Source organism: Actinoplanes italicus (genome assembly GCF_003001815.1).
In the GTDB taxonomy this organism is placed as follows: Bacteria; Actinomycetota; Actinomycetes; order Mycobacteriales; family Micromonosporaceae; genus Actinoplanes; species Actinoplanes italicus.
On record NZ_PVMZ01000003.1, the window covers coordinates 625,479 to 644,408 of the forward strand.

Annotated in this window: 14 protein-coding genes; 10 read left to right on the forward strand and 4 right to left on the reverse strand. The window is 68.1% G+C overall.

Features of this window, described 5'->3' with window-relative positions; translation table 11 throughout:
- The first annotated feature begins 131 nt into the window (after positions 1-131).
- From CLV67_RS10770 to CLV67_RS10790, 5 genes are all read left to right on the forward strand, one after another.
- On the forward strand, positions 132-743 hold the full coding sequence (locus tag CLV67_RS10770; RefSeq protein WP_106317027.1) for an ANTAR domain-containing response regulator: 612 nt from the start codon (positions 132-134) through the stop codon (positions 741-743).
- Positions 744-939: 196 nt separating this feature from the next.
- A complete protein-coding gene (locus tag CLV67_RS10775) occupies positions 940-2,229 on the forward strand; it encodes a branched-chain amino acid ABC transporter permease (RefSeq protein WP_239166795.1) in 1,290 nt (429 codons plus the stop codon).
- 10 nt (positions 2,230-2,239) lie between these two features.
- Positions 2,240-3,226, forward strand: a complete 987-nt coding sequence (locus CLV67_RS10780; RefSeq protein WP_106317029.1) for a branched-chain amino acid ABC transporter permease — start codon at positions 2,240-2,242, stop codon at positions 3,224-3,226.
- Complete coding sequence (locus CLV67_RS10785) at positions 3,216-4,127, forward strand: ABC transporter ATP-binding protein (RefSeq protein ID WP_106317030.1); 912 nt, start codon at positions 3,216-3,218, stop codon at positions 4,125-4,127. The genes CLV67_RS10780 and CLV67_RS10785 overlap by 11 nt, the downstream gene beginning before the upstream one ends.
- Entirely contained in the window at positions 4,120-4,899 is a 780-nt protein-coding gene (locus tag CLV67_RS10790) for an ABC transporter ATP-binding protein (RefSeq protein WP_106317031.1), read from the forward strand. Before CLV67_RS10785 ends, CLV67_RS10790 begins: the two co-directional genes overlap by 8 nt.
- A gap of 233 nt (positions 4,900-5,132) precedes the next feature.
- On the opposite strand, the gene CLV67_RS10795 is transcribed toward CLV67_RS10790, so the two are convergent.
- Entirely contained in the window at positions 5,133-6,395 is a 1,263-nt protein-coding gene (locus CLV67_RS10795) for an ABC transporter substrate-binding protein (protein WP_106317032.1), read from the reverse strand.
- Between the two features lie 230 nt (positions 6,396-6,625).
- On the opposite strand from CLV67_RS10795, the gene polA reads away from it, so the two are divergent.
- Both polA and CLV67_RS10810 read left to right on the forward strand, forming a co-directional pair.
- A complete protein-coding gene (gene polA / locus CLV67_RS10800) occupies positions 6,626-9,322 on the forward strand; it encodes a DNA polymerase I (protein ID WP_106317033.1) in 2,697 nt (898 codons plus the stop codon).
- A gap of 1,914 nt (positions 9,323-11,236) precedes the next feature.
- Positions 11,237-11,629: an ArsR/SmtB family transcription factor gene (locus CLV67_RS10810; RefSeq protein WP_106317182.1), complete on the forward strand. Its 393-nt coding sequence runs from the start codon at positions 11,237-11,239 to the stop codon at positions 11,627-11,629.
- A 318-nt stretch (positions 11,630-11,947) separates the two neighbouring features.
- On the opposite strand, the gene CLV67_RS10815 is transcribed toward CLV67_RS10810, so the two are convergent.
- Genes CLV67_RS10815 through CLV67_RS10825 form a run of 3 tightly spaced genes read right to left on the reverse strand, consistent with a single transcriptional unit; the run spans position 11,948 to position 13,289 of the window.
- Positions 11,948-12,277 carry a DUF3140 domain-containing protein gene (locus CLV67_RS10815; RefSeq protein ID WP_106317035.1) on the reverse strand — a complete coding sequence of 110 codons (330 nt, stop codon included), beginning with the start codon at positions 12,275-12,277 and terminating at the stop codon, positions 11,948-11,950.
- Positions 12,270-12,488 carry a hypervirulence associated TUDOR domain-containing protein gene (locus CLV67_RS10820; RefSeq protein WP_106317036.1) on the reverse strand — a complete coding sequence of 73 codons (219 nt, stop codon included), beginning with the start codon at positions 12,486-12,488 and terminating at the stop codon, positions 12,270-12,272. Before CLV67_RS10820 ends, CLV67_RS10815 begins: the two co-directional genes overlap by 8 nt.
- Positions 12,489-12,497: 9 nt before the next feature.
- Positions 12,498-13,289 (reverse strand): class I SAM-dependent methyltransferase, encoded by a 792-nt coding sequence (locus CLV67_RS10825; RefSeq protein WP_373873201.1) that lies wholly within the window; start codon positions 13,287-13,289, stop codon positions 12,498-12,500.
- Between the two features lie 360 nt (positions 13,290-13,649).
- Between CLV67_RS10825 and rpsA the strand changes: the two genes are divergently transcribed.
- The 3 genes from rpsA (at position 13,650) to uvrB (ending at position 18,905) form a co-directional block, all read left to right on the forward strand.
- Positions 13,650-15,161 carry a 30S ribosomal protein S1 gene (rpsA, locus tag CLV67_RS10830; protein ID WP_106317038.1) on the forward strand — a complete coding sequence of 504 codons (1,512 nt, stop codon included), beginning with the start codon at positions 13,650-13,652 and terminating at the stop codon, positions 15,159-15,161.
- 132 nt (positions 15,162-15,293) lie between these two features.
- Positions 15,294-16,478: a dephospho-CoA kinase gene (coaE, locus tag CLV67_RS10835; RefSeq protein WP_106317184.1), complete on the forward strand. Its 1,185-nt coding sequence runs from the start codon at positions 15,294-15,296 to the stop codon at positions 16,476-16,478.
- Positions 16,479-16,787: 309 nt separating this feature from the next.
- Positions 16,788-18,905, forward strand: a complete 2,118-nt coding sequence (gene uvrB, locus CLV67_RS10840) for an excinuclease ABC subunit UvrB (RefSeq protein WP_106317039.1) — start codon at positions 16,788-16,790, stop codon at positions 18,903-18,905.
- Positions 18,906-18,930 lie beyond the last annotated feature (25 nt).

The window sequence follows — 18,930 nt, forward strand, 5'->3', positions numbered from 1 at the left end:
TGGCATGCCTCAGCACGGCGTGAGTTGGTCACGCCAGGATGAGACCCCGACAGCCTACCTACTAGGCTTAGGGCGGCGACACCCACATACCGGGGTGTCGCGACATCGACGTTCTGGGGGTAGGGGTTTCCGTGGCCGACACGCAGGGTGGCGCCGAGCGCAAGCGGGTGCTCATCGCCGAGGACGAGGCCCTGATCCGGCTGGACCTGGCCGAGATGCTCGTGGAGGAGGGCTACGACGTCGTCGGTGAGGCCGGCGACGGCGAGACCGCCGTCCGGCTGGCCGAGGATCTGAAGCCCGACCTGGTGATCCTGGACATCAAGATGCCGATCATGGACGGCCTGGCGGCGGCCGAGCGGATCGCCGGCGGACGGATCGCGCCGGTCGTGATCCTGACCGCGTTCAGCCAGCGTGACCTGGTCGAACGCGCCCGTGCGGCGGGTGCCATGGCCTACCTGGTGAAGCCGTTCCAGAAGTCCGACCTGGTGCCGGCGATCGAGATCGCCCTCTCCCGGTACTCCGAGATCGCCGTGCTGGAGTCCGAGGTCGCGGGCCTGACCGAGCGTCTCGAGACGCGCAAGTCGGTGGAGCGCGCCAAGGGCGAGCTGATGACGAAGTACTCGATGACCGAGCCGCAGGCCTTCAAGTGGATCCAGCGCGCGGCGATGGACAACCGGATGACTATGCGTGAGGTCGCGGACCGCATCCTCCAGGAGTCGACGGGCGGCACGCCTGCCGTTTAGTCCGTTTGGTCCTAGAGCAGCGAGCCGGTGGTACGGGTCACGTGCCACCGGTTCCTTATTGGCTCTTGACGAAAGGTTGAGCCTCCGTAACGGCTTTGTTACGACCGGCTGCGCAGCTCCTTGGCAGGCTATGATCCGCCAGTCCTTCCGCGATACGTCTAGCGGGGATTTCTGCTGCTAAACACAAGGAGCATCGTTGCGTAGAGCCGTGATCATCTTCACGGCCGTTCTCGGTTTCCTCTTCACTTCCCTCGGGTTCGGTGCCACGAGCGCCTTGGCCGAGGGTGAAGCGTTGCAGGGCACGTTGACCAATGCGAGCCAGCCAGTGGCAGGCGTTGTGATCAAGGTGTCGGACCAGGGCGGCACATCGGCCGGTGAGGCGAAGTCCGGTGCGGACGGCAAGTGGGTGGTTCCGCTCAAGGCGGCCGGCACCTACAAGGTCGATCTCGACCCCGCGACGCTGCCGCAGGGCGTGGTCGTCACCACCGGGCGAACGAGTCTGACGTTGACGGTCTTCGAGGGCGCGGCGCGCAACGTGCTGTTCCCGCTCGGCGCGAGCGCTTCCTCGGGCCCGGGCGCACCGGCACCCGAGGACGACAACTCACAGTTGAGCCGGGTCCTCGACCTCATATACACCGGCATCCATTTCGGTCTGATCATCGCGCTGGCCGCTCTGGGCCTGTCGCTGATCTTCGGCACCATGGGCCTGACGAACTTCGCGCACGGTGAACTGATCACCTTCGGCGCCGTGGTCTGTCTGTTCCTCAATGTCGACAACGGTGTGCCGCTGGAGGTCGCCGCGGTCATCGCGGTGGTGCTCGGTGGCGCGTTCGGTTACTTCCAGGACCGCATCTTCTGGGGCTGGCTGCGTAACCGCCGGACCGGCCTGATCGGCATGATGATCATCTCGATCGGTCTCGCGCTGGTGCTCCGCTACATCTATCTCTACATCTTCGGCGGATCCGTGCTGCAGTACTCGCAGTACGTGGCCCAGCCCGGTATCGACCTGGGCCTGATCTCGGTCGCCCCGAAGAACTTGATCATGGATGCCATCGCGATCGTCGTCCTGATCGTGGTCTCGCTCGCGCTGGTCATGACCCGGCTCGGCAAGGCGACCCGGGCGGTCTCGACCAACCCGGCCCTCGCCGCGGCGTCCGGCATCAACGTCGACTCGATCATCCGCCTGGTGTGGACCATCGGTGGCGCGCTGGCCGCGCTGAGCGGCGTGATGCTCGGTATCTTCCAGGGCGTCGGCTACCAGATGGGCTTCCAGATGCTCCTTCTGGTCTTCGCCGCGGTCACGCTGGGTGGTCTCGGTACCGCCTTCGGAGCGCTGCTGGGCAGTCTCGTCGTCGGTCTCGCCACACAGCTGTCGACCCTGTGGATCCCGACCGAGCTCAAGAATGTCGGCGCCCTCGCGGTGCTGATCGTGATCATCCTCGTCCGGCCGCAGGGCATCCTGGGCCGCCGCGAGCGGATCGGCTGAGGGAGGTCTGATGAACTTCGAAGTCATTGCCGGCGTCTCCCTCGAGTCGCTGATCAACGCTCAGATGATCGCGTACGCTCTGGCGGCGATCGGCCTGAACGTGCATTTCGGGTACACCGGCCTGCTGAACTTCGGCCAGTCGGCGTTCCTCGGCGTCGCCGCCTACGGCCTGGCCATGACGGTCGCCACCTTCGGGCTGCCCTTCTGGCTCGGCCTCATCGTCGGCCTGCTCAGCGCGGTCGTCCTGGCGCTGCTGCTCGGCGTCCCGACCCTGCGGCTGCGCGCCGACTATCTGGCGATCGTGACCATCGCGGCCGCGGAGATCGTCCGGCTGCTGTTCCGCTACTTCAGCGAGTACACCGGCGGCTCGGACGGCCTGCAGGCGTTCTCCGACGACTTCTACGCCATGAACCCGTACGGCTCGGCGCTGGAGATCGGTAACCTGATCAGCTTCAGCGCCCGCGAGCTGTGGATCATGACGGTCGGCTGGGTGCTGATCGCGATCTCCGTGACCATCGTGCTCTTCGCGATGCGCAGCCCCTGGGGCCGGGTCATCAAGGCGATCCGTGAGGACGAGGACGCGGTCCGCAGCCTCGGTAAGAACGTCGTCTCGTACAAGATGCAGGCTCTTGTTCTCGGTGGTGTTCTGGGCTCCCTCGGCGGTTACGTCATCGCGCTCGGTAATGCCGCGGTCCAGCCGGACACGTTCGGTACCGAGTTCACGTTCTACGCCTACGCGATCGTCATCCTCGGTGGTGCCGCCCGCGTCTTCGGTCCGGTGGCCGGATCGATGATCTTCTGGTTCCTGCTGGCCTTCGTCAACGCCACCCTGCCGGAGGCGATCCGCGCGGGTTACATTCCGACGTGGCTGATGACGGAGACCCAGGCCGGTGCGGTCCAGTACATCCTGGTCGGCCTCGGGCTGATGCTCCTGCTGATCTTCCGTCCGCAGGGCCTGTTCGGTGACAAGAAGGAGGTCATGCTCGATGGCCGCTGACACCAATGTCCCGCCCGGCGTGGCGAAGGCGCGGGAGGCACTCAAGGACGTCCCGCACGAGCCGGGCGCCAAGAAGAAGGACCCGATCCTGGTCGCCGACAAGGTGGTGCGGCGCTTCGGCGGCCTCACCGCGGTGCAGGTCGACCACATCGAGATCCAGCGCGGTGCCATCACCGCGCTGATCGGCCCGAACGGTGCCGGCAAGACGACGTTCTTCAACCTCCTCACCGGCTTCGACAAGCCGAACGAGGGCAACTGGACCTTCAACAACGACCCGCTGGCCGGCGTGCCGCCTTACAAGGTGGCGCGCAAGGGCATGGTCCGGACCTTCCAGCTCACCAAGGCGCTGTCCCGCCTGTCGGTCATCGACAACATGCGGCTCGGCGCCACCGGTCAGAAGGGCGAGTCCTTCTGGCAGGGCCTCATCCCGGCTCTCTGGAAGAGCCAGGAGGAGGAGATCACCAAAAGAGCGGACGAGCTTCTCGTACGCTTCAAGCTCGACGCCAAGCGCGGGGACTTCGCCGGCAGCCTCTCCGGTGGCCAGCGCAAGCTCCTGGAGATGGCGCGGGCCCTGATGGTGCAGCCCGACATGGTCATGCTCGACGAGCCGATGGCCGGTGTTAACCCGGCCCTGACGCAGTCGCTGCTCGGCCACGTCAAGAGCCTGCGGGAGGACGGCATGACCGTTCTCTTCGTCGAGCACGACATGGACATGGTCCGTGACATCAGCGACTGGGTGATCGTGATGGGCCAGGGCCAGGTGATCGCCGAGGGCACGCCCGACACGGTCATGGCCGACCCGCGGGTCATCGACGCCTACCTGGGCGCGCACCACGACGGCACCGCGCACGACTCCGCCGAGGTGGCCGCCGAGGTCGAGGGAGGTAAGTCTGATGAGTAGCCGTTCCGACAACGAGGTCCATGACCGCTCCGAGCACCTGGCCGCGGCCGAGGGTGCGCTGGTCCGTGCCGACGATCTGATCGCCGGTTACCTTCCGGGCGTCAACATCCTCAACAACTGCGATCTGTACGCCAAGGAAGGCGAGCTGGTCGGCATCATCGGGCCCAACGGTGCCGGTAAGTCGACCCTGCTCAAGTCCCTCTTCGGTCTCGTGACGATCCGGTCCGGCGAGGTCACCCTCCGGGGCGAGAAGATCACCAACCTGAAGGCCAACAAGCTCGTGGCCAAGGGGATCGGATTCGTCCCGCAGACCAACAACGTATTCGGCACGCTCACCATCGAGGAGAACCTCGAGATGGGCACGTTCCTGCGGCCGAAGCGCTTCAAGGAGCGGTTCGACTTCGTGGTCGGCCTGTTCCCGACCCTCGGCACGCGGCGCAAGCAGCGGGCCGGAGCGCTCTCCGGCGGTGAGCGGCAGATGGTCGCGATGGGCCGTGCCCTGATGATGGAGCCCAGCGTCCTGCTGCTCGACGAGCCGTCGGCGGGCCTCTCGCCGGCCATGCAGGACGAGGTGTTCTTCCGGACCAAGCAGATCAACGACACTGGCGTCACCGTGATCATGGTGGAGCAGAACGCGCGGCGGTGCCTGCAGATCTGTGACCGCGGGTACGTGCTGGACCAGGGCCGCAACGCGTACACCGCGTCCGGCCGTGACCTGATGCACGACCCGAAGGTCATCGAGCTCTACCTGGGGACGCTGGCCAAGGCCTGAGCCCCCACGACACGGCCCCGGAACCTGTACAGGTTCCGGGGCCGTTCCACGTCCACCCGGCCGGCCCCGGGTAGCTGCGGTGCCGTGCTTTCCCGTACAGCCGCGTGGTGATCTGTGGTGTGTTCCGGGCCGTGGACCTCGGGTTGCCGGGCCCGGTGCACCGTGTGGTGATCAGTGGCCGGAAAAGGGCGAGGGCCCGGCCAAGCGGCCGGGCCCTCGCTTACCGGGTCAGATCAGATCTTGCCGGTGGAGTAGCTGATGTTCTTGTAGGTGTTGTCGGCGCCGTACTGGTAGATGCCGATGGTGGCCTCGGCCGGGTCACCGGCGTCGTTGAACTCGATCGGACCGCTCACGCCGTCGTAGTCGATGTCCTTGCCGGCCGCCAGGGCGTCCTTGCAAGCCTGGTAGGTGGTGCACTTCTCGCCGCCCTTGGTCACCGCGGAGAGCTGCTTGCTGTAGTCGCCGGGAGCGTCGCTCTTGGCGGCCTCAGCGGCCAGCGCGGTCAGGATGGTGGCGTCGTAGGACTCGGCCGAGTAGGAGAAGTCCTTCAGGGTCGGGTCGACCTCGAGCAGCTTCTTCTGGAAGTCCTCGGTGGTCTTCGCGCCCGGCAGGGTGCCCTTGGCGCCCTCGAAGGTCCCGTTCGGGAACTCCTTGCCGTAGTTCGACAGGTTACCGTCGACGAAGTACCACTTCTTGGTCTTCGCGGTCAGGCCCGCCTCGACCAGCTTGGGGACGATCTTCTTGGTCTCGTCGAAGCCGATCAGCACGATGGCGGCCGGGTTGGCCTGCTTGATCTTGCCGATCTCAGCCGAGAAGTCGGCCGCCTTCGGGTCGTAGACCTCCTGGGCGACGACCTGGCCGCCACCGCTCTCGACCGCGGCGGTCACGCTCTTGGCCAGACCCTCGCCGTAGGCGTCCTGGAGGACCAGGAGGCCGACGGTGGCGTTGCCGTCGGCGACCACGAGGTCACCGAGGACGCGGCCCTGCAGGGTGTCCGGCGGGGCGGTCCGGTAGTAGAGGCCCTTGTCGTTGTACGTGGTGAACTTGTCCGACGTGTTCGCCGGCGAGATCTGCACAACGCCCGCGCCGGTGATCTTGTCGATCACGGAGAGGGAGACCGACGAGGAGGCGGCGCCGATGATGACGTCGACCTTCTCCGCGAGCAGCTTGTTCACGGACTGGCTGGCGATGTCGGTGGAGGTGTCACCGGAGTCGGTGTCGCTCACCACGACGTCCTTGCCCAGGACGCCACCGGCGGCGTTGATCTCCTTCGCGGCCAGGTCGACACCGGCGAACTCCGGCGGGCCGAGGAACGCGAGCGAGCCGGTCTGCGGCAGCAGGGTGCCGATCTTCAGCACGCCGTCGCCACCCGTGGCCGCGGGGGCCGAGGAGGAACCGGTGGCGGGATCTTCACCATCGTTCGAGCACGCGCCCAGGGCAAGGCAAGCGGCACCCAGCACGGCGACACTGCGCCATGCGAAGTTGCGGCGGGTCATCAATTCTCCTTTGTCCAGCGCGGTGGGTGCATGGGTGGCCCCCACTGCCATGACGCTGATGGTGGCAACCTAATGAGCTTGAGACCCCGGCGGTAGCTCAAAGCTCCGGTTGCAACAGGACAGTTGCCTATCCGTAACTTTCCGCTAGCCGTCTGACGTTTGGGCGGGTGAAGCGGCGGCCCGGACGGCGTACCCAAGATTGTCAGACCCGGCGACTAGAGTTCCGGGATGTGAGCGATGAAGCCGTGACCCCCCGCCTGCTGCTGCTCGACGGCCACTCCCTGGCCTATCGTGCCTACTTCGCGCTGCCGGTGGAGAACTTCAGCACACACACCGGCCAGCCGACCAACGCCGTCTTCGGTTTCACGTCGATGCTCATCAACATGCTGCGCGACGAGAAGCCCACGCACATCGCGGTCGCGTTCGACGTCTCCCGGCACTCTTTCCGCACCGAGAAGTACGCGGACTACAAGGCGGGCCGCGCGGAGACGCCGCAGCCGTTCCAGGGCCAGGTCAGCCTGATCAAGGAGGTCCTGGAGGCGCTGCGCATCCCGGTGCTGGAGAAACCCGGTTTCGAGGCCGACGACGTCATCGCCACGCTGGCCACGCAGGCCCGCGCCGGCGGCATGGAGGTGCTGATCTCCACCGGCGACCGGGACGCCTTCCAGCTCGCCGGTGAGCACACCACGATCATCTACCCGGTGCGGGGCGTCTCCGACGTATGGCGGATGACCCCGGACGCGATCGAGACCAAATATTTCGTACGCCCGGAGCAGTACCGCGACAAGGCCGCCCTGGTCGGCGAGACCAGTGACAACCTGATCGGCGTGCCCGGCGTCGGCGACAAGACCGCTGCCAAGTGGATCAAGGAGTACGGCGGCCTCGACGGCATCATCGCGAACGTCGACAAGATCAAGGGCAAGGTCGGTGACAGCCTGCGCGCCCACCTGGCCGACGTTATGCGCAACTACGAGCTCAACGCCCTGGTCTGCGACCTGGAGCTGCCGCTGCGCCCCGAGGATGTGCGCTGGCAGGGCTGGGACCGGGAGGCCGTGCACCGGCTCTTCGACGCGCTCGAGTTCCGCATCCTCCGCGAGCGGCTGTATTCGTACCTCGACGCCGTCGAGCCCGAGGCCGAGGCCGGCTTCGACCTCGACGGGCACGTCCTGCGCTCCGGAGGGGTCGCCGCCTGGCTGCGCGAGCACGCCGGCACCGACCCGGTCGGCGTGGCCGTCACCGGCGCCTTCGGCCGCGGCACCGGCCGGCTCACCGGCGTCGCCGTCGCGACCTCCGGGGGCCCGGCCGCCTGGTTCGACCCGACCGGCCTCGACGAGGACGACGAGCGGGCCGTCGCCGCCTGGCTCGCCGAGCCGTCCCGGCCCAAGGTGCTGCACGACGCGAAACCGGCCCTGCTCGCCTTCCACGCGCACGGCTGGCAGCTGGCCGGGGTCACCACCGACACCGCGCTCGCCGCCTACCTCGCCAAGCCCGACCAGCGCGCCTACGACCTGACCGACCTGGCCCTGCGCTACCTCAAGCGCGAGCTCAAGGTCGAGGAGTCACAGGACGCCCAGCTCGCCTTCACCTTCGAGGGCGACGCCGAGGACAACACCGCCGAGCAGGGCGTGATGCTCCGCGCCCGGGCCACCCTCGACCTGGCCGACGTCCTGACCGCCGAGCTCTCCCGCGACGGCGGCGAGTCGGTGCGCCTGCTCGCCGACGTCGAGCAGCCGCTCTCGGTGGTCCTCGCCGAGATGGAGCAGCGCGGCATCGCCGCAGACACCGACTACCTCTCGGAGCTGGAGTCGCACTTCGCCGCCGAGGTGAAGTCCGCCCAGCAGGCCGCGCACGAGGTGGTCGGCCGCGAATTCAACCTGGGCTCGCCCAAGCAGCTGCAGGAGATCCTCTTCGTCGAGCGCAACCTGCCCAAGACCAAGAAGATCAAGTCCGGGTACACCACCGACGCCGACGCCCTGACCAACCTGTTCGAGCAGACCGGCGACCCGCTGCTGGCCCACCTGCTACGCCACCGCGACGTGGCCAAGCTGAAGTCGACCGTCGACGGCCTGCTCAAATCGGTCTCCGACGACGGCCGCATCCACACCACGTTCAACCAGACCGTGGCCGCCACCGGCCGGCTGTCGTCGACCGACCCCAATCTGCAGAACATCCCGATCCGCACCGAGGAGGGTCGCCGCATCCGGCGCGCCTTCGTCGTCGGCTCCGGCTTCGAGCAGCTGCTGACCGCCGACTACAGCCAGATCGAGATGCGGATCATGGCGCACCTCTCCGGCGACGACGCCCTGATCGCCGCCTTCAACTCGGGCGCCGACTTCCACGCCGCCACCGCCTCGTCGGTCTTCCACGTCGGCCTCGACGAGGTCACGCCCGACCAGCGACGCAAGATCAAAGCCATGAACTACGGCCTGGCGTACGGATTGAGCGCCTTCGGTCTCTCCAACCAGCTGAGCATCTCCACCGAGGAGGCGCGCACGCTGATGACGGAGTATTTCGAGCGTTTCGGCGGCGTCCGCGACTACCTGCAGGCCGTCGTGCAGCGAGCAGGCAAGGACGGCTACACGGCCACCATCCTGGGCCGCCGGCGTTACCTGCCCGATCTGAGCAGCGACAACCGCCAGCGCCGCGAGATGGCCGAGCGTATGGCACTGAACGCCCCGATCCAGGGCTCCGCCGCCGACATCATCAAAATCGCGATGCTGCACGTCGACGAGGCCCTCAAGGACGCCGGCCTGGCCTCCCGCATGCTCCTGCAGGTCCACGACGAACTCGTCTTCGACGTGGCCCCCGGCGAACGCGAGCCCCTCGAGGAGTTGGTCCGCCGAGAGATGGGCGGCGCCTACCCACTCTCGGTCCCCTTGGAGGTCTCCATCGGAGCCGGCCGCGACTGGAACGGCGCCGACCACTGAGCCCCGGCCGGACGCCGCCTTTCCCGGCCGGCGTCCGGCCCCCTGCCGCCAACGCCACGCTGCCCGTTCCCCATGTCGGCTGCCCCATGTCGGCCGTCCGCCGGGTTGTCCGTCCGCCACGTCGCCCGTCCGCCGGGTTGTCCGCCCCCGGGAGCGTGGTGGCCGGGTTTCTTGTGTCGCTTGTCTGTCGGGTTTCTCGGGAGCGTGGTGGCCGGCTTCTCGTGTCACCCGTCTGTTCGGGTCGCCAGGCAGCGCGGGGCCCGGCGACTGTTCCTCGTGTCGCCGGTCTGTCGGGTCACCGCGCGGACGCCGCACCCGCCAACAGTTCCCGTGCCAGTCGCCTGCCGAGCTATCGGCCAAGCCGCGCTTCGTGTCACTCGCGGGCCGATCTGTCACCCGGATAGCGGTGGCTGGTGATTGGTCCCTGTGTCGCCCGTTTGCCGGGTCGTTCGGCGGTGCGGGGGCCGGTGATCGTTCCCCGCCGGGCGGGGAGCCCGTCATGCCGCACCCGGCGGCCGTCCCTGTGTTATTGCCTGACCAGCGGCACCAGCCGTGCCAGCGGCACCAGCGGCATCAGCCGTGCCAGCGGCACCAGCGGCATCAGCCGTGCCAGCGGCACCAGCGGCACCAGCCGCGCTAGACACCTTTCGCGGTCAGGGTCTGGCTGGGGCTGGTGGGGACAGTCCTGTCCCGGGCCGCTTGATCGCCCGGCCGTGGGCGGCGAACCCTTCCCCCAGACCGCCTGATCGCCCACTGCCCGGCGAACCCTTCCTCGGGCTGTTGATCGTCCGGCCGTGGCAGGCGAACCCTTCCTCGGGCTGTTGATCGTCCGGCCGTGGCAGGTGAACCCTTCCCCGGGCTGTTGATCGCCCAGCCCTGGGCGGCGAACCCTTCCCCAGACCGCCTGATCACCCAGCCGTGCCCGGCGAACCCTTCCCCGGGCCGGAGGCAGCGATATCCCGGAGCCCGACTCCGAAAACGGCCGTAGTTGATCGTCCAGCACCGGGCCGCGGCGGTAACCGACCCCGCGACCCCAGAACTCACGACGGTAACGCCAGGCCATCAGCCGACCGGGCGCCACCGCGGCTCAGACGGATGCGGCTGACGGGCCGGGAACCCCGATGGCGAAAGCTCTCTAGCCACGCTAGCCACGCTAGCCACGCTAGCCACGCTAGCCACGCTAGCCACGCTAGCCACGCTAGCCACGCTAGCCACGCTAGCCGCCTTGGCAACGTCTCGCCCTGCCGGTCGATGTCTGGCCGGGGTCGACTCAACGGCCGTTCGGCGACGCGACGTCTGCCGGTCGCTGTCTGTGCCATCCGGTCAACGGTCGGTCGGCATGTCCTTGCGGGACGGCGGGCGGGCGGACGGGCACGCCAGTGGGGCGGGCGCACGGGCACGCCAGCGGTCGGGAACACGGGCACGCCAGCGGGCAGGGCGGCAATCAGGCGGCACCCACGCCGATCTTGGACATTAGTCATCGCCCGCCGCGACCTTGTGCGCATCTCGCCGCCCACCACCAGGCCGATGAACGACGTACAAGATCTACTCAGAGACGACGTCCGGACAAGATCTCCGCGCGAGACCAGCGAGCAGGCGGCCGAGGGGGGCACATCGGCAGGTGGGTCACCGAGAAGGAGACCTCCCGCCAGCGGGCAGCCAGGGGAGAAACCCGCTACAGCGAACCGCAGGGCGGCGTAACTCGATCAACCTGCACCGACCGACGAGTCAGTCGTCCGGCAAGTCGGTGATCGGCAGGCCGGCGAACCCGCGGCCGACGACCCGCCGGGTCGGGCAGGTGTGCGGCAGGCCCCCCGGTCGGGTGATGGTGGGGTGTCTGGTGAACCCGTCCGGGTGGCATCGGTGCCGCTGGTTGCGGCGATCTGCCACCCTGGGCCGATGCCGAGCCGATCGATGTCGATTGAGGTTCGTCCCGAACCGGTGGACGATGCGCCTCCCGGGACGTTGACCGGGCCGGCCGCGGTGGCGGCTCTGGTGCACGGCCCGCTGGACTCGGACCGGGCGGGTGATCTCGCCGGCACGTTCAAGGCGCTCGGTGATCCGGTGCGGCTGCGCCTCCTGTCGATGATCGCCTCCGCGGCCGACGGTGAGATCTGTGTCTGTGACCTCAGCGAGGCCTTTCCGCTCACCGGGCCGACGATCTCGCACCATCTGCGCATCCTGCGCGAGGCCGGGCTGGTCCACGGCGTCCGCCGCGGCACCTGGGTGTACTACCGCGCCGTCCCCGGCCAGCTGACCCGCCTGGCCGGTGTGCTCGACGCCGACCGCCGGGCATCCGACGCCTGACCCCCGTCGTCTCAGCCGTCCCGCCGGCAGACCCGCATGCCGCGCCGACGCCTGCGCTGAGCCGACATCCATGCTGAGCCGACATCCATGCTGAGCCGACATCCATGCTGAGCCGACATCCATGCTGAGCCGACGCCATAGCCGAGCGCGATACCCGTGCTAAGCCGGCATCCACCCTGAGCTGACGCCATAAACGAGCGCGGTACCCGTGCTAAGCCGGCATCCACCCTGACCTGACGCCAAGGCAAGGCCTGACATTCGCGCTGGACCGGCACCCCGGGCCGCTCGAACGATGAATGACGGCAACCGGTGGCCGGGTCAGCGCTTGAGCGGATCATGACCCCAGTTCATCAGCGACCGCCGCCACCGGGTGTCACTGACGTCACCGTCCGGGCGCTGGGCCGTGTGCCGGTGCACGTAGCCGACCACCTTGCGCATGTGGCGCTCGTCGGCGTCGGTGAGGTCGGCCTTCTTCTTGCCGAGGATCTGGACGATCTTGCGACCGGAGTCGTGGCCGACCGACTCGGAGCCCGCCGAGGCCTTCTGGCCCACCTCGCGCGACTCGTCGGTGCCCAGCCACTTCGTCAACTCACCCGCGGTCATGTTGACGGCGTCGCGGAACTCGGCGAACACGTCGGTGTCAGCCATGACGCAGCGACTCCGGCTTGTGCACCGCCTCGCGCCCGGTCTTGTCGCTCTTGACCTTGTACTGCGGCTCGTCCGGCGAAGCGGCCACGGTCCGCCCGGCGGTCTCGGTCCGCTTCGTGATCTTCCGCTGAACGGTTCCGTGGACGTTCTCCCCGTGGCTCCGCCAGGACACCTTGTCGCCCTTTTTCAGGCTTTTCTTAGCGTTGGTCATGATCGGCGGTTACCCGCCACGCACCGGAGAAAACGAGGGCAGGTCGCAGACGAAGATCGCGGTGCCCGGGAAGAGCCGGCCCCGCAGCGGGCTCCACTGGCCCCAGATCTGCTCATGACCCTCGGGCCACTCCGGCTCGACCAGGTCACGCAGCACGAAACCGGCGGCCACCAGCTCGCGGATCCGGTCGCCGAGGGTCCGGTGCTGTTCGAGGTAGGTGACGGTGCCGTCATCGTCGCGTTCGACGTAGGGGGTGCGGTCGAAGTACGAGTTGCGGGCGAGCAGCCCGCTCTCGTCCGGCTCGTCCCAGAAGACCCAGCGCATCGGGTGCGTGACGGAGAACACCCAGCTGCCACCGGGCCGCAGCACCCGGGCCACCTCGCGCATCGCCGCGCCCGAGTCCGCCACGAACGGGATGGCGCCGAACGCCGTGCAGACGATGTCGAACGTGTCGGCGGGGAAGGGGAGGGCCATCGCGTCGGCCTGGACGAGCGGAATCCGTACCCCACTCCGGTCTCCGGCCTCCCGGGCGTGCCGCAACATGCCCGCCGACAGGTCCATGGCCACCGGTTCGGCGCCCTGTTGCCGCAGCCACCGGCTGGCTGCCGCGGCGCCCGCACCCAATTCCAGAATCTTTTTCTGCTGTACGGGTCCAAGCAGCCCCGCATCGGCCTCGCGAAGCCGCTCGGGACACCAGACGAAGTCCACGTCACCCAGGAAGGCGCCGTGTTCGTCCTGGTAGTCGTCGGCGTCGAGGTCCCACCAGGTGCGGTTGCCGCGGCGTGCCTCCGACTCGGTCACACGGCCGGCGGAGGTCTCGAACGAGTGGGACGAAGTCACCGAACTACGGTACGACAGGCGTGTCCACCGTCCTTATTCGGACCATAAGGGGCATGATGGCAGGTTCTCGACCGGCAATGTGCCGCGGTCCTCAGGAGGGCTTGCAACCTGTGGTAATGCGCACGGTAAGCTAGTCGATGCGCTCGCGGATCGTGTGCCTCGGCAGGGAGCAGGTTCCGTGGTCGTCGGTCTCGGCATGATCGACTGCGTTGATGTGACTGCTCTCGGGTTGGTCGTCTCGTTCGCTCGTGCCGCTTCCGGTGGCAGTTCCGTGGAGCGCAGAGACACCACCAATCCATTCCGTTCGGAGCAACTGTCCACATGACGAGCAGCATCGAGGCCACCTCGAGCGCCAACAAGGTCACCGTCGACGATCTCGGATCCGAGGAAGCATTCCTCGCGGCCATCGACGAGACCATCAAGTACTTCAACGACGGCGACATTGTCGAAGGCACCGTCGTCAAGGTCGATCGGGACGAGGTCCTGCTCGACATCGGCTACAAGACCGAGGGTGTCATCCCCTCGCGCGAGTTGTCGATCAAGCATGACGTGGACCCCGCGGAAGTGGTGTCGGTTGGTGACCACATCGAAGCCCTCGTCCTCACTAAGGAGGACAAGGAAGGTCGTCTGATCCTCTCGAAGAAGCGTGCGCAGTACGAGCGCGCTTGGGGCACCATCGAGAAGATCAAGGAAGACGACGGCGTCGTCCGCGGCTCGGTCATCGAGGTCGTCAAGGGTGGTCTCATCCTCGACATCGGCCTCCGTGGCTTCCTCCCGGCCTCCCTGGTCGAGATGCGTCGCGTCCGCGACCTGCAGCCGTACGTCGGCCGCGAGCTCGAGGCGAAGATCATCGAGCTGGACAAGAACCGCAACAACGTGGTTCTGTCCCGCCGCGCCTGGCTCGAGCAGACGCAGTCCGAGGTTCGCACCGAGTTCCTCAACAAGTTGCAGAAGGGCCAGGTCCGCAAGGGCGTCGTGTCCTCCATCGTCAACTTCGGTGCCTTCGTTGACCTGGGTGGCGTTGACGGCCTCGTGCACGTCTCCGAGCTTTCCTGGAAGCACATCGACCACCCGTCCGAGGTCGTCGAGGTGGGCCAGGAGGTCGAGGTCGAGGTGCTCGACGTCGACCTGGACCGCGAGCGCGTCTCGCTGTCGCTGAAGGCGACCCAGGAAGACCCGTGGCGTCAGTTCGCCCGGACCCACGCGATCAACCAGATCGTGCCGGGCAAGGTCACCAAGCTGGTTCCGTTCGGCGCCTTCGTCCGCGTGGACGACGGCATCGAGGGCCTGGTGCACATCTCCGAGCTGGCCGAGCGTCACGTCGAGCTGCCCGAGCAGGTCGTCCAGGTCGGTTCGGACGTCCTCGTCAAGGTCATCGACATCGACCTCGAGCGTCGCCGGATCTCGCTGTCGCTCAAGCAGGCCAACGAGAACTTCGTCGAGGGCGAGGAGCACTTCGACCCGACGCTGTACGGCATGGCCGCGACGTACGACGCCGAGGGCAACTACATCTACCCCGAGGGCTTCGACCCCGAGACGGGTGAGTGGCTCGAGGGCTTCGACAAGCAGCGCGAGACGTGGGAGAAGCAGTACGCCGACGCCCGCGAGCGCTGGGAGGCCCACACCAAGCAGGTGCAGGCGTCCCGTGAGGCCGACGCCGAGGCCGCGCTCAACCCGGCTCCGGCCGGTGGCGTGACCTCCTCGTCGTCCTCGTCCTCGTCCTCCACGAGCTCGTCGACCTCGACGCGCTCCGCCGAGGAGCCCGTGGGCACCCTGGCCACCGACGAGGCTCTCGCCGCTCTGCGCGAGAAGCTGGCCGGCGGCAAGAGCTGACCTGCCGACAGGCAGCCAGCCGGTAATACCCGGAAAGGCCGTCCCGACTCCGGTCGGGGCGGCCTTTCGCCTTTCCCGAAACCACCCGGTCCCGGGCGCGCCCGAGGGATCGGCACTGGCAATATGCAGTCCATGCTGAGAGTGGGTCTCACCGGCGGTATCGGTGCCGGCAAGAGCGCGGTCGCCCGTCGCCTGGCCGAGCGCGGCGCCGTGATCATCGATGCCGACGTGCTGGCCCGCGAGGTGGTCGCACCCGGCACCGACGGGCTCGCCGAGATCGTCGAGGTCTTCGGGGCCGGTGTGCTGACCGCGGACGGCGAGCTCGACCGTCCGGCGCTGGGTGCGCGCGTCTTCGGCGACGAGGCGGCACGGCGGCGCCTCGAGAAGATCATTCATCCCCGGGTACGGACGAGGACCGCCGAACTGACTCGCTCGGCCGCTTACGACACGATCGTGGTCAACGACGTTCCGCTCCTGGTCGAGGCGGGGCTCGCTTCCTCGTACCACATGGTGATCGTGGTCTTGGCCGACCGTGAGGTGCGGCTGGAGCGTCTCACCCGCCTGCGTGGCATGTCGCCGGCGGAGGCCGCCGCGCGGATCGACGCGCAGACCGACGACGCGAGCCGGCGGGCCGCCGCCGACGTGGTCCTGGAGAACGAGGACGACCTGAAGGGCCTGCACGCGCGGGTGGACCGGCTGTGGAGCGAGCGGCTGACCGTCTTCGAACGTAATCTGCGGTCGGGTCGTTCCGTGGCGAAAGGCCCGGAATTGCGTATCGTGCCGTCCGACCCGGAGTGGCTGCGTGCCGGAGCCCGGCTGACTGCCCGGATCCGCCACGGGATCGGCGCGGACGTCGGCGTTCACCACATCGGATCGACCGCGGTGCCCGGTCTCCCCGCCAAGGACATCATCGATCTGATGATCGGCGTGCGGACTCTGGACGAGGCCGACCGCCTCGCGGGACGCCTCGGTGAGCTGGGCTTTCCGGTGCGGCCGGGTGACTGGACGGACAACGCGCACGGCATCCCCGGCGGCACCTGGCCGAAACGCCTGCACGGTTGCGCCGATCCGGGGTACCGGGTCAACCTGCACCTGCGCGTCGCCGGTTCGCCGGGCTGGCGTTTCGCGCTGCTGATGCGCGACCACCTGCGGGCGGTCCCCGAGGCGCGGGATGCCTACGCGGCGGTGAAGGCGCGGCTGGCGGAGGAGCATGACGACCGGGCCGGGTACGCGGTCGCGAAGGACCCGTGGTTCGAGGCGGAGGCGCGCGCGGCCGACGACTGGGCCGAGGCGACCGGCTGGCAACCTGCGGATTGACGGCTCTCGCCTGTGTTCCTTCGTCTTCCTTGGTCGGCGGTTCTCGCCCGTCTTTCTTGATTGACGGCTCTCGCGGCGACCGGGTCGTGGGCGACCCACCTCGGGTGCGCTCGCCAGGGCGTCCGGCGCGCATCGACCGTGGTGCGGCAGGACCCGGGTGGGCCCGTGCCGGCGGCCGCCGCGAGCGGCCTACCCGACCAGCCTAGGTGCCGCCGTCGAGCCCCGACAATGCCGGTCGCCCGAGCCGAATGTGCACCATCGGCACGGGCGGCGGACTTTCTTGTCATACCCCCGACGTACGGTGGTGGCATGGCGCTCGACATCCCACGACTCGACGGCCGGTTCGAGGTCGTCAGCGACTACCAGCCCGCGGGTGACCAGCCCGCCGCGATCGACGAACTGGAGCGGCGGGTCCGCAGCGGCGATCGGCACACCGTCCTGCTCGGCGCCACCGGCACCGGCAAGAGCGCCACCACGGCCTGGCTCATCGAGCGGCTGCAGCGGCCCGCCCTGGTGCTCGCACCCAACAAGACTCTCTGCGCCCAGCTCGCCAAGGAGTTCCGCGAGCTGCTGCCCAACAACGCGGTCGAATACTTCGTCAGCTACTACGACTACTACCAGCCAGAGGCGTACATCGCCCAGACCGACACCTACATCGAGAAGGACTCGTCGGTCAACGAGGAGGTGGAGCGGCTACGCCACTCGGCCACCCGATCCCTGCTGACCAGGCGTGACACGATCGTGGTCGCCACCGTCAGCGCCATCTACGGCCTCGGCACCCCGCAGGAGTACGTCGCCATGGCGGTCCGGGTGAAGGTCGGCGACGAGATCAGCCGCGACAAGTTGCTGCGCCAGCTCGTCGACATCCAGTACGCCCGCAACGACATGGCCTTCCAGCGAGGCACGTTCCGGGTCCGCGGCGACACCTTGGAGATCATCCCGGCGTATGAGGAACTGGCCCTCCGGATCGAGATGTTCGGCGACGAGGTGGAGAAGCTCTACTACCTGCACCCACTGACCGGCGACGTGATCCGCGAGGTCGACGAGCTGATCATCTTCCCGGCCACGCACTACGGCGCCGGGCCGGAGCGGATGGAGCGGGCGACCCGCGACATCGAGGCCGAGCTCGCCGACCGGCTGGCCGAGTTCGAGCGGCAGGGCAAGCTCCTGGAGGCCCAGCGCCTGCGGATGCGGACCACCTACGACCTCGAGATGATGCGGCAGGTCGGCTTCTGCAACGGCATCGAGAACTACTCGATGCACATGGACGGACGCACCTTCGGCGAGCCGGCGTACACCCTGCTCGACTACTTCCCCGATGACTTCGTCACGGTCATCGACGAGTCGCACGTCACCATCCCGCAGATCGGCGGCATGTATGAGGGCGACGCGTCCCGCAAACGGATCCTGATCGAGCACGGCTTCCGGCTGCCCAGCGCGGCCGACAACCGCCCGCTGCGGTTCGACGAGTTCCTGGAGCGCGTCGGCCAGATGGTGTTCCTCTCCGCCACCCCCGGCAACTGGGAGATGGAGCAGGCCCAGGGCGAGTTCGTCGAGCAGGTCATCCGCCCCACCGGCCTGGTCGACCCGCAGGTCGTGGTCAAGCCCACCAAGGGCCAGATCGACGACCTCATGCACGAGATCCAGGTGCGCACGGAGAAGGACGAGCGGGTCCTGGTCACCACCCTCACCAAGAAGATGGCCGAGGACCTCACCGACTACCTCCTGGAGAACGGCATCCGGGTGCGCTACCTGCACTCCGAGGTCGACACGCTGCGCCGCGTCGAGCTGCTCAAGGAGCTGCGGAAGGGCGACTACGACGTCCTCGTCGGCATCAACCTGCTCCGGGAGGGCCTCGACCTGCCCGAGGTATCGCTGGTCGCCATCCTCGACGCCGACAAGGAGGGCTTCCTGCGCAGCGGCCGGTCGCTCATCCAGACCATCGGCCGGGCCGCCCGGAACGTGTCCGGCGAGGTCCACATGTACGCCGACAAGATCACGCCGTCGATGCGGGACGCCATCGACGAGACCGACCGGCGCCGCGCCAAGCAGATCGCCCACAACGAGGCCAACGGCATCAAGCCGCAGGCGCTGCGCAAGAAGATCCACGACATCCTCGACGACATCTACCGGGAGGCCGAGGACACCGACGAGGTCGTCGGCGGCACGATGGTCGGCGGCGCCGGCCGGCAGATGTCCCGTGGCAAGGCGCCCGTGCCGGAGACCCGGTCCAGGGGCAAGGCAGCGGCCACACCGGCCCGCGCCGGCATGGCCCGGGCCGAACTCACCCAGCTCATCCAGGACCTCAACGAGCAGATGCTCGGCGCGGCCCGCGAGCTGCAGTTCGAGCTGGCCGCACGGATCCGCGACGAGATCCACGAGCTGAAGAAGGAGCTGCGTGGCATGGACATGGCAGGGGTGAAATAAGCGTTCGTCCGCGGCCGCCGGCCTC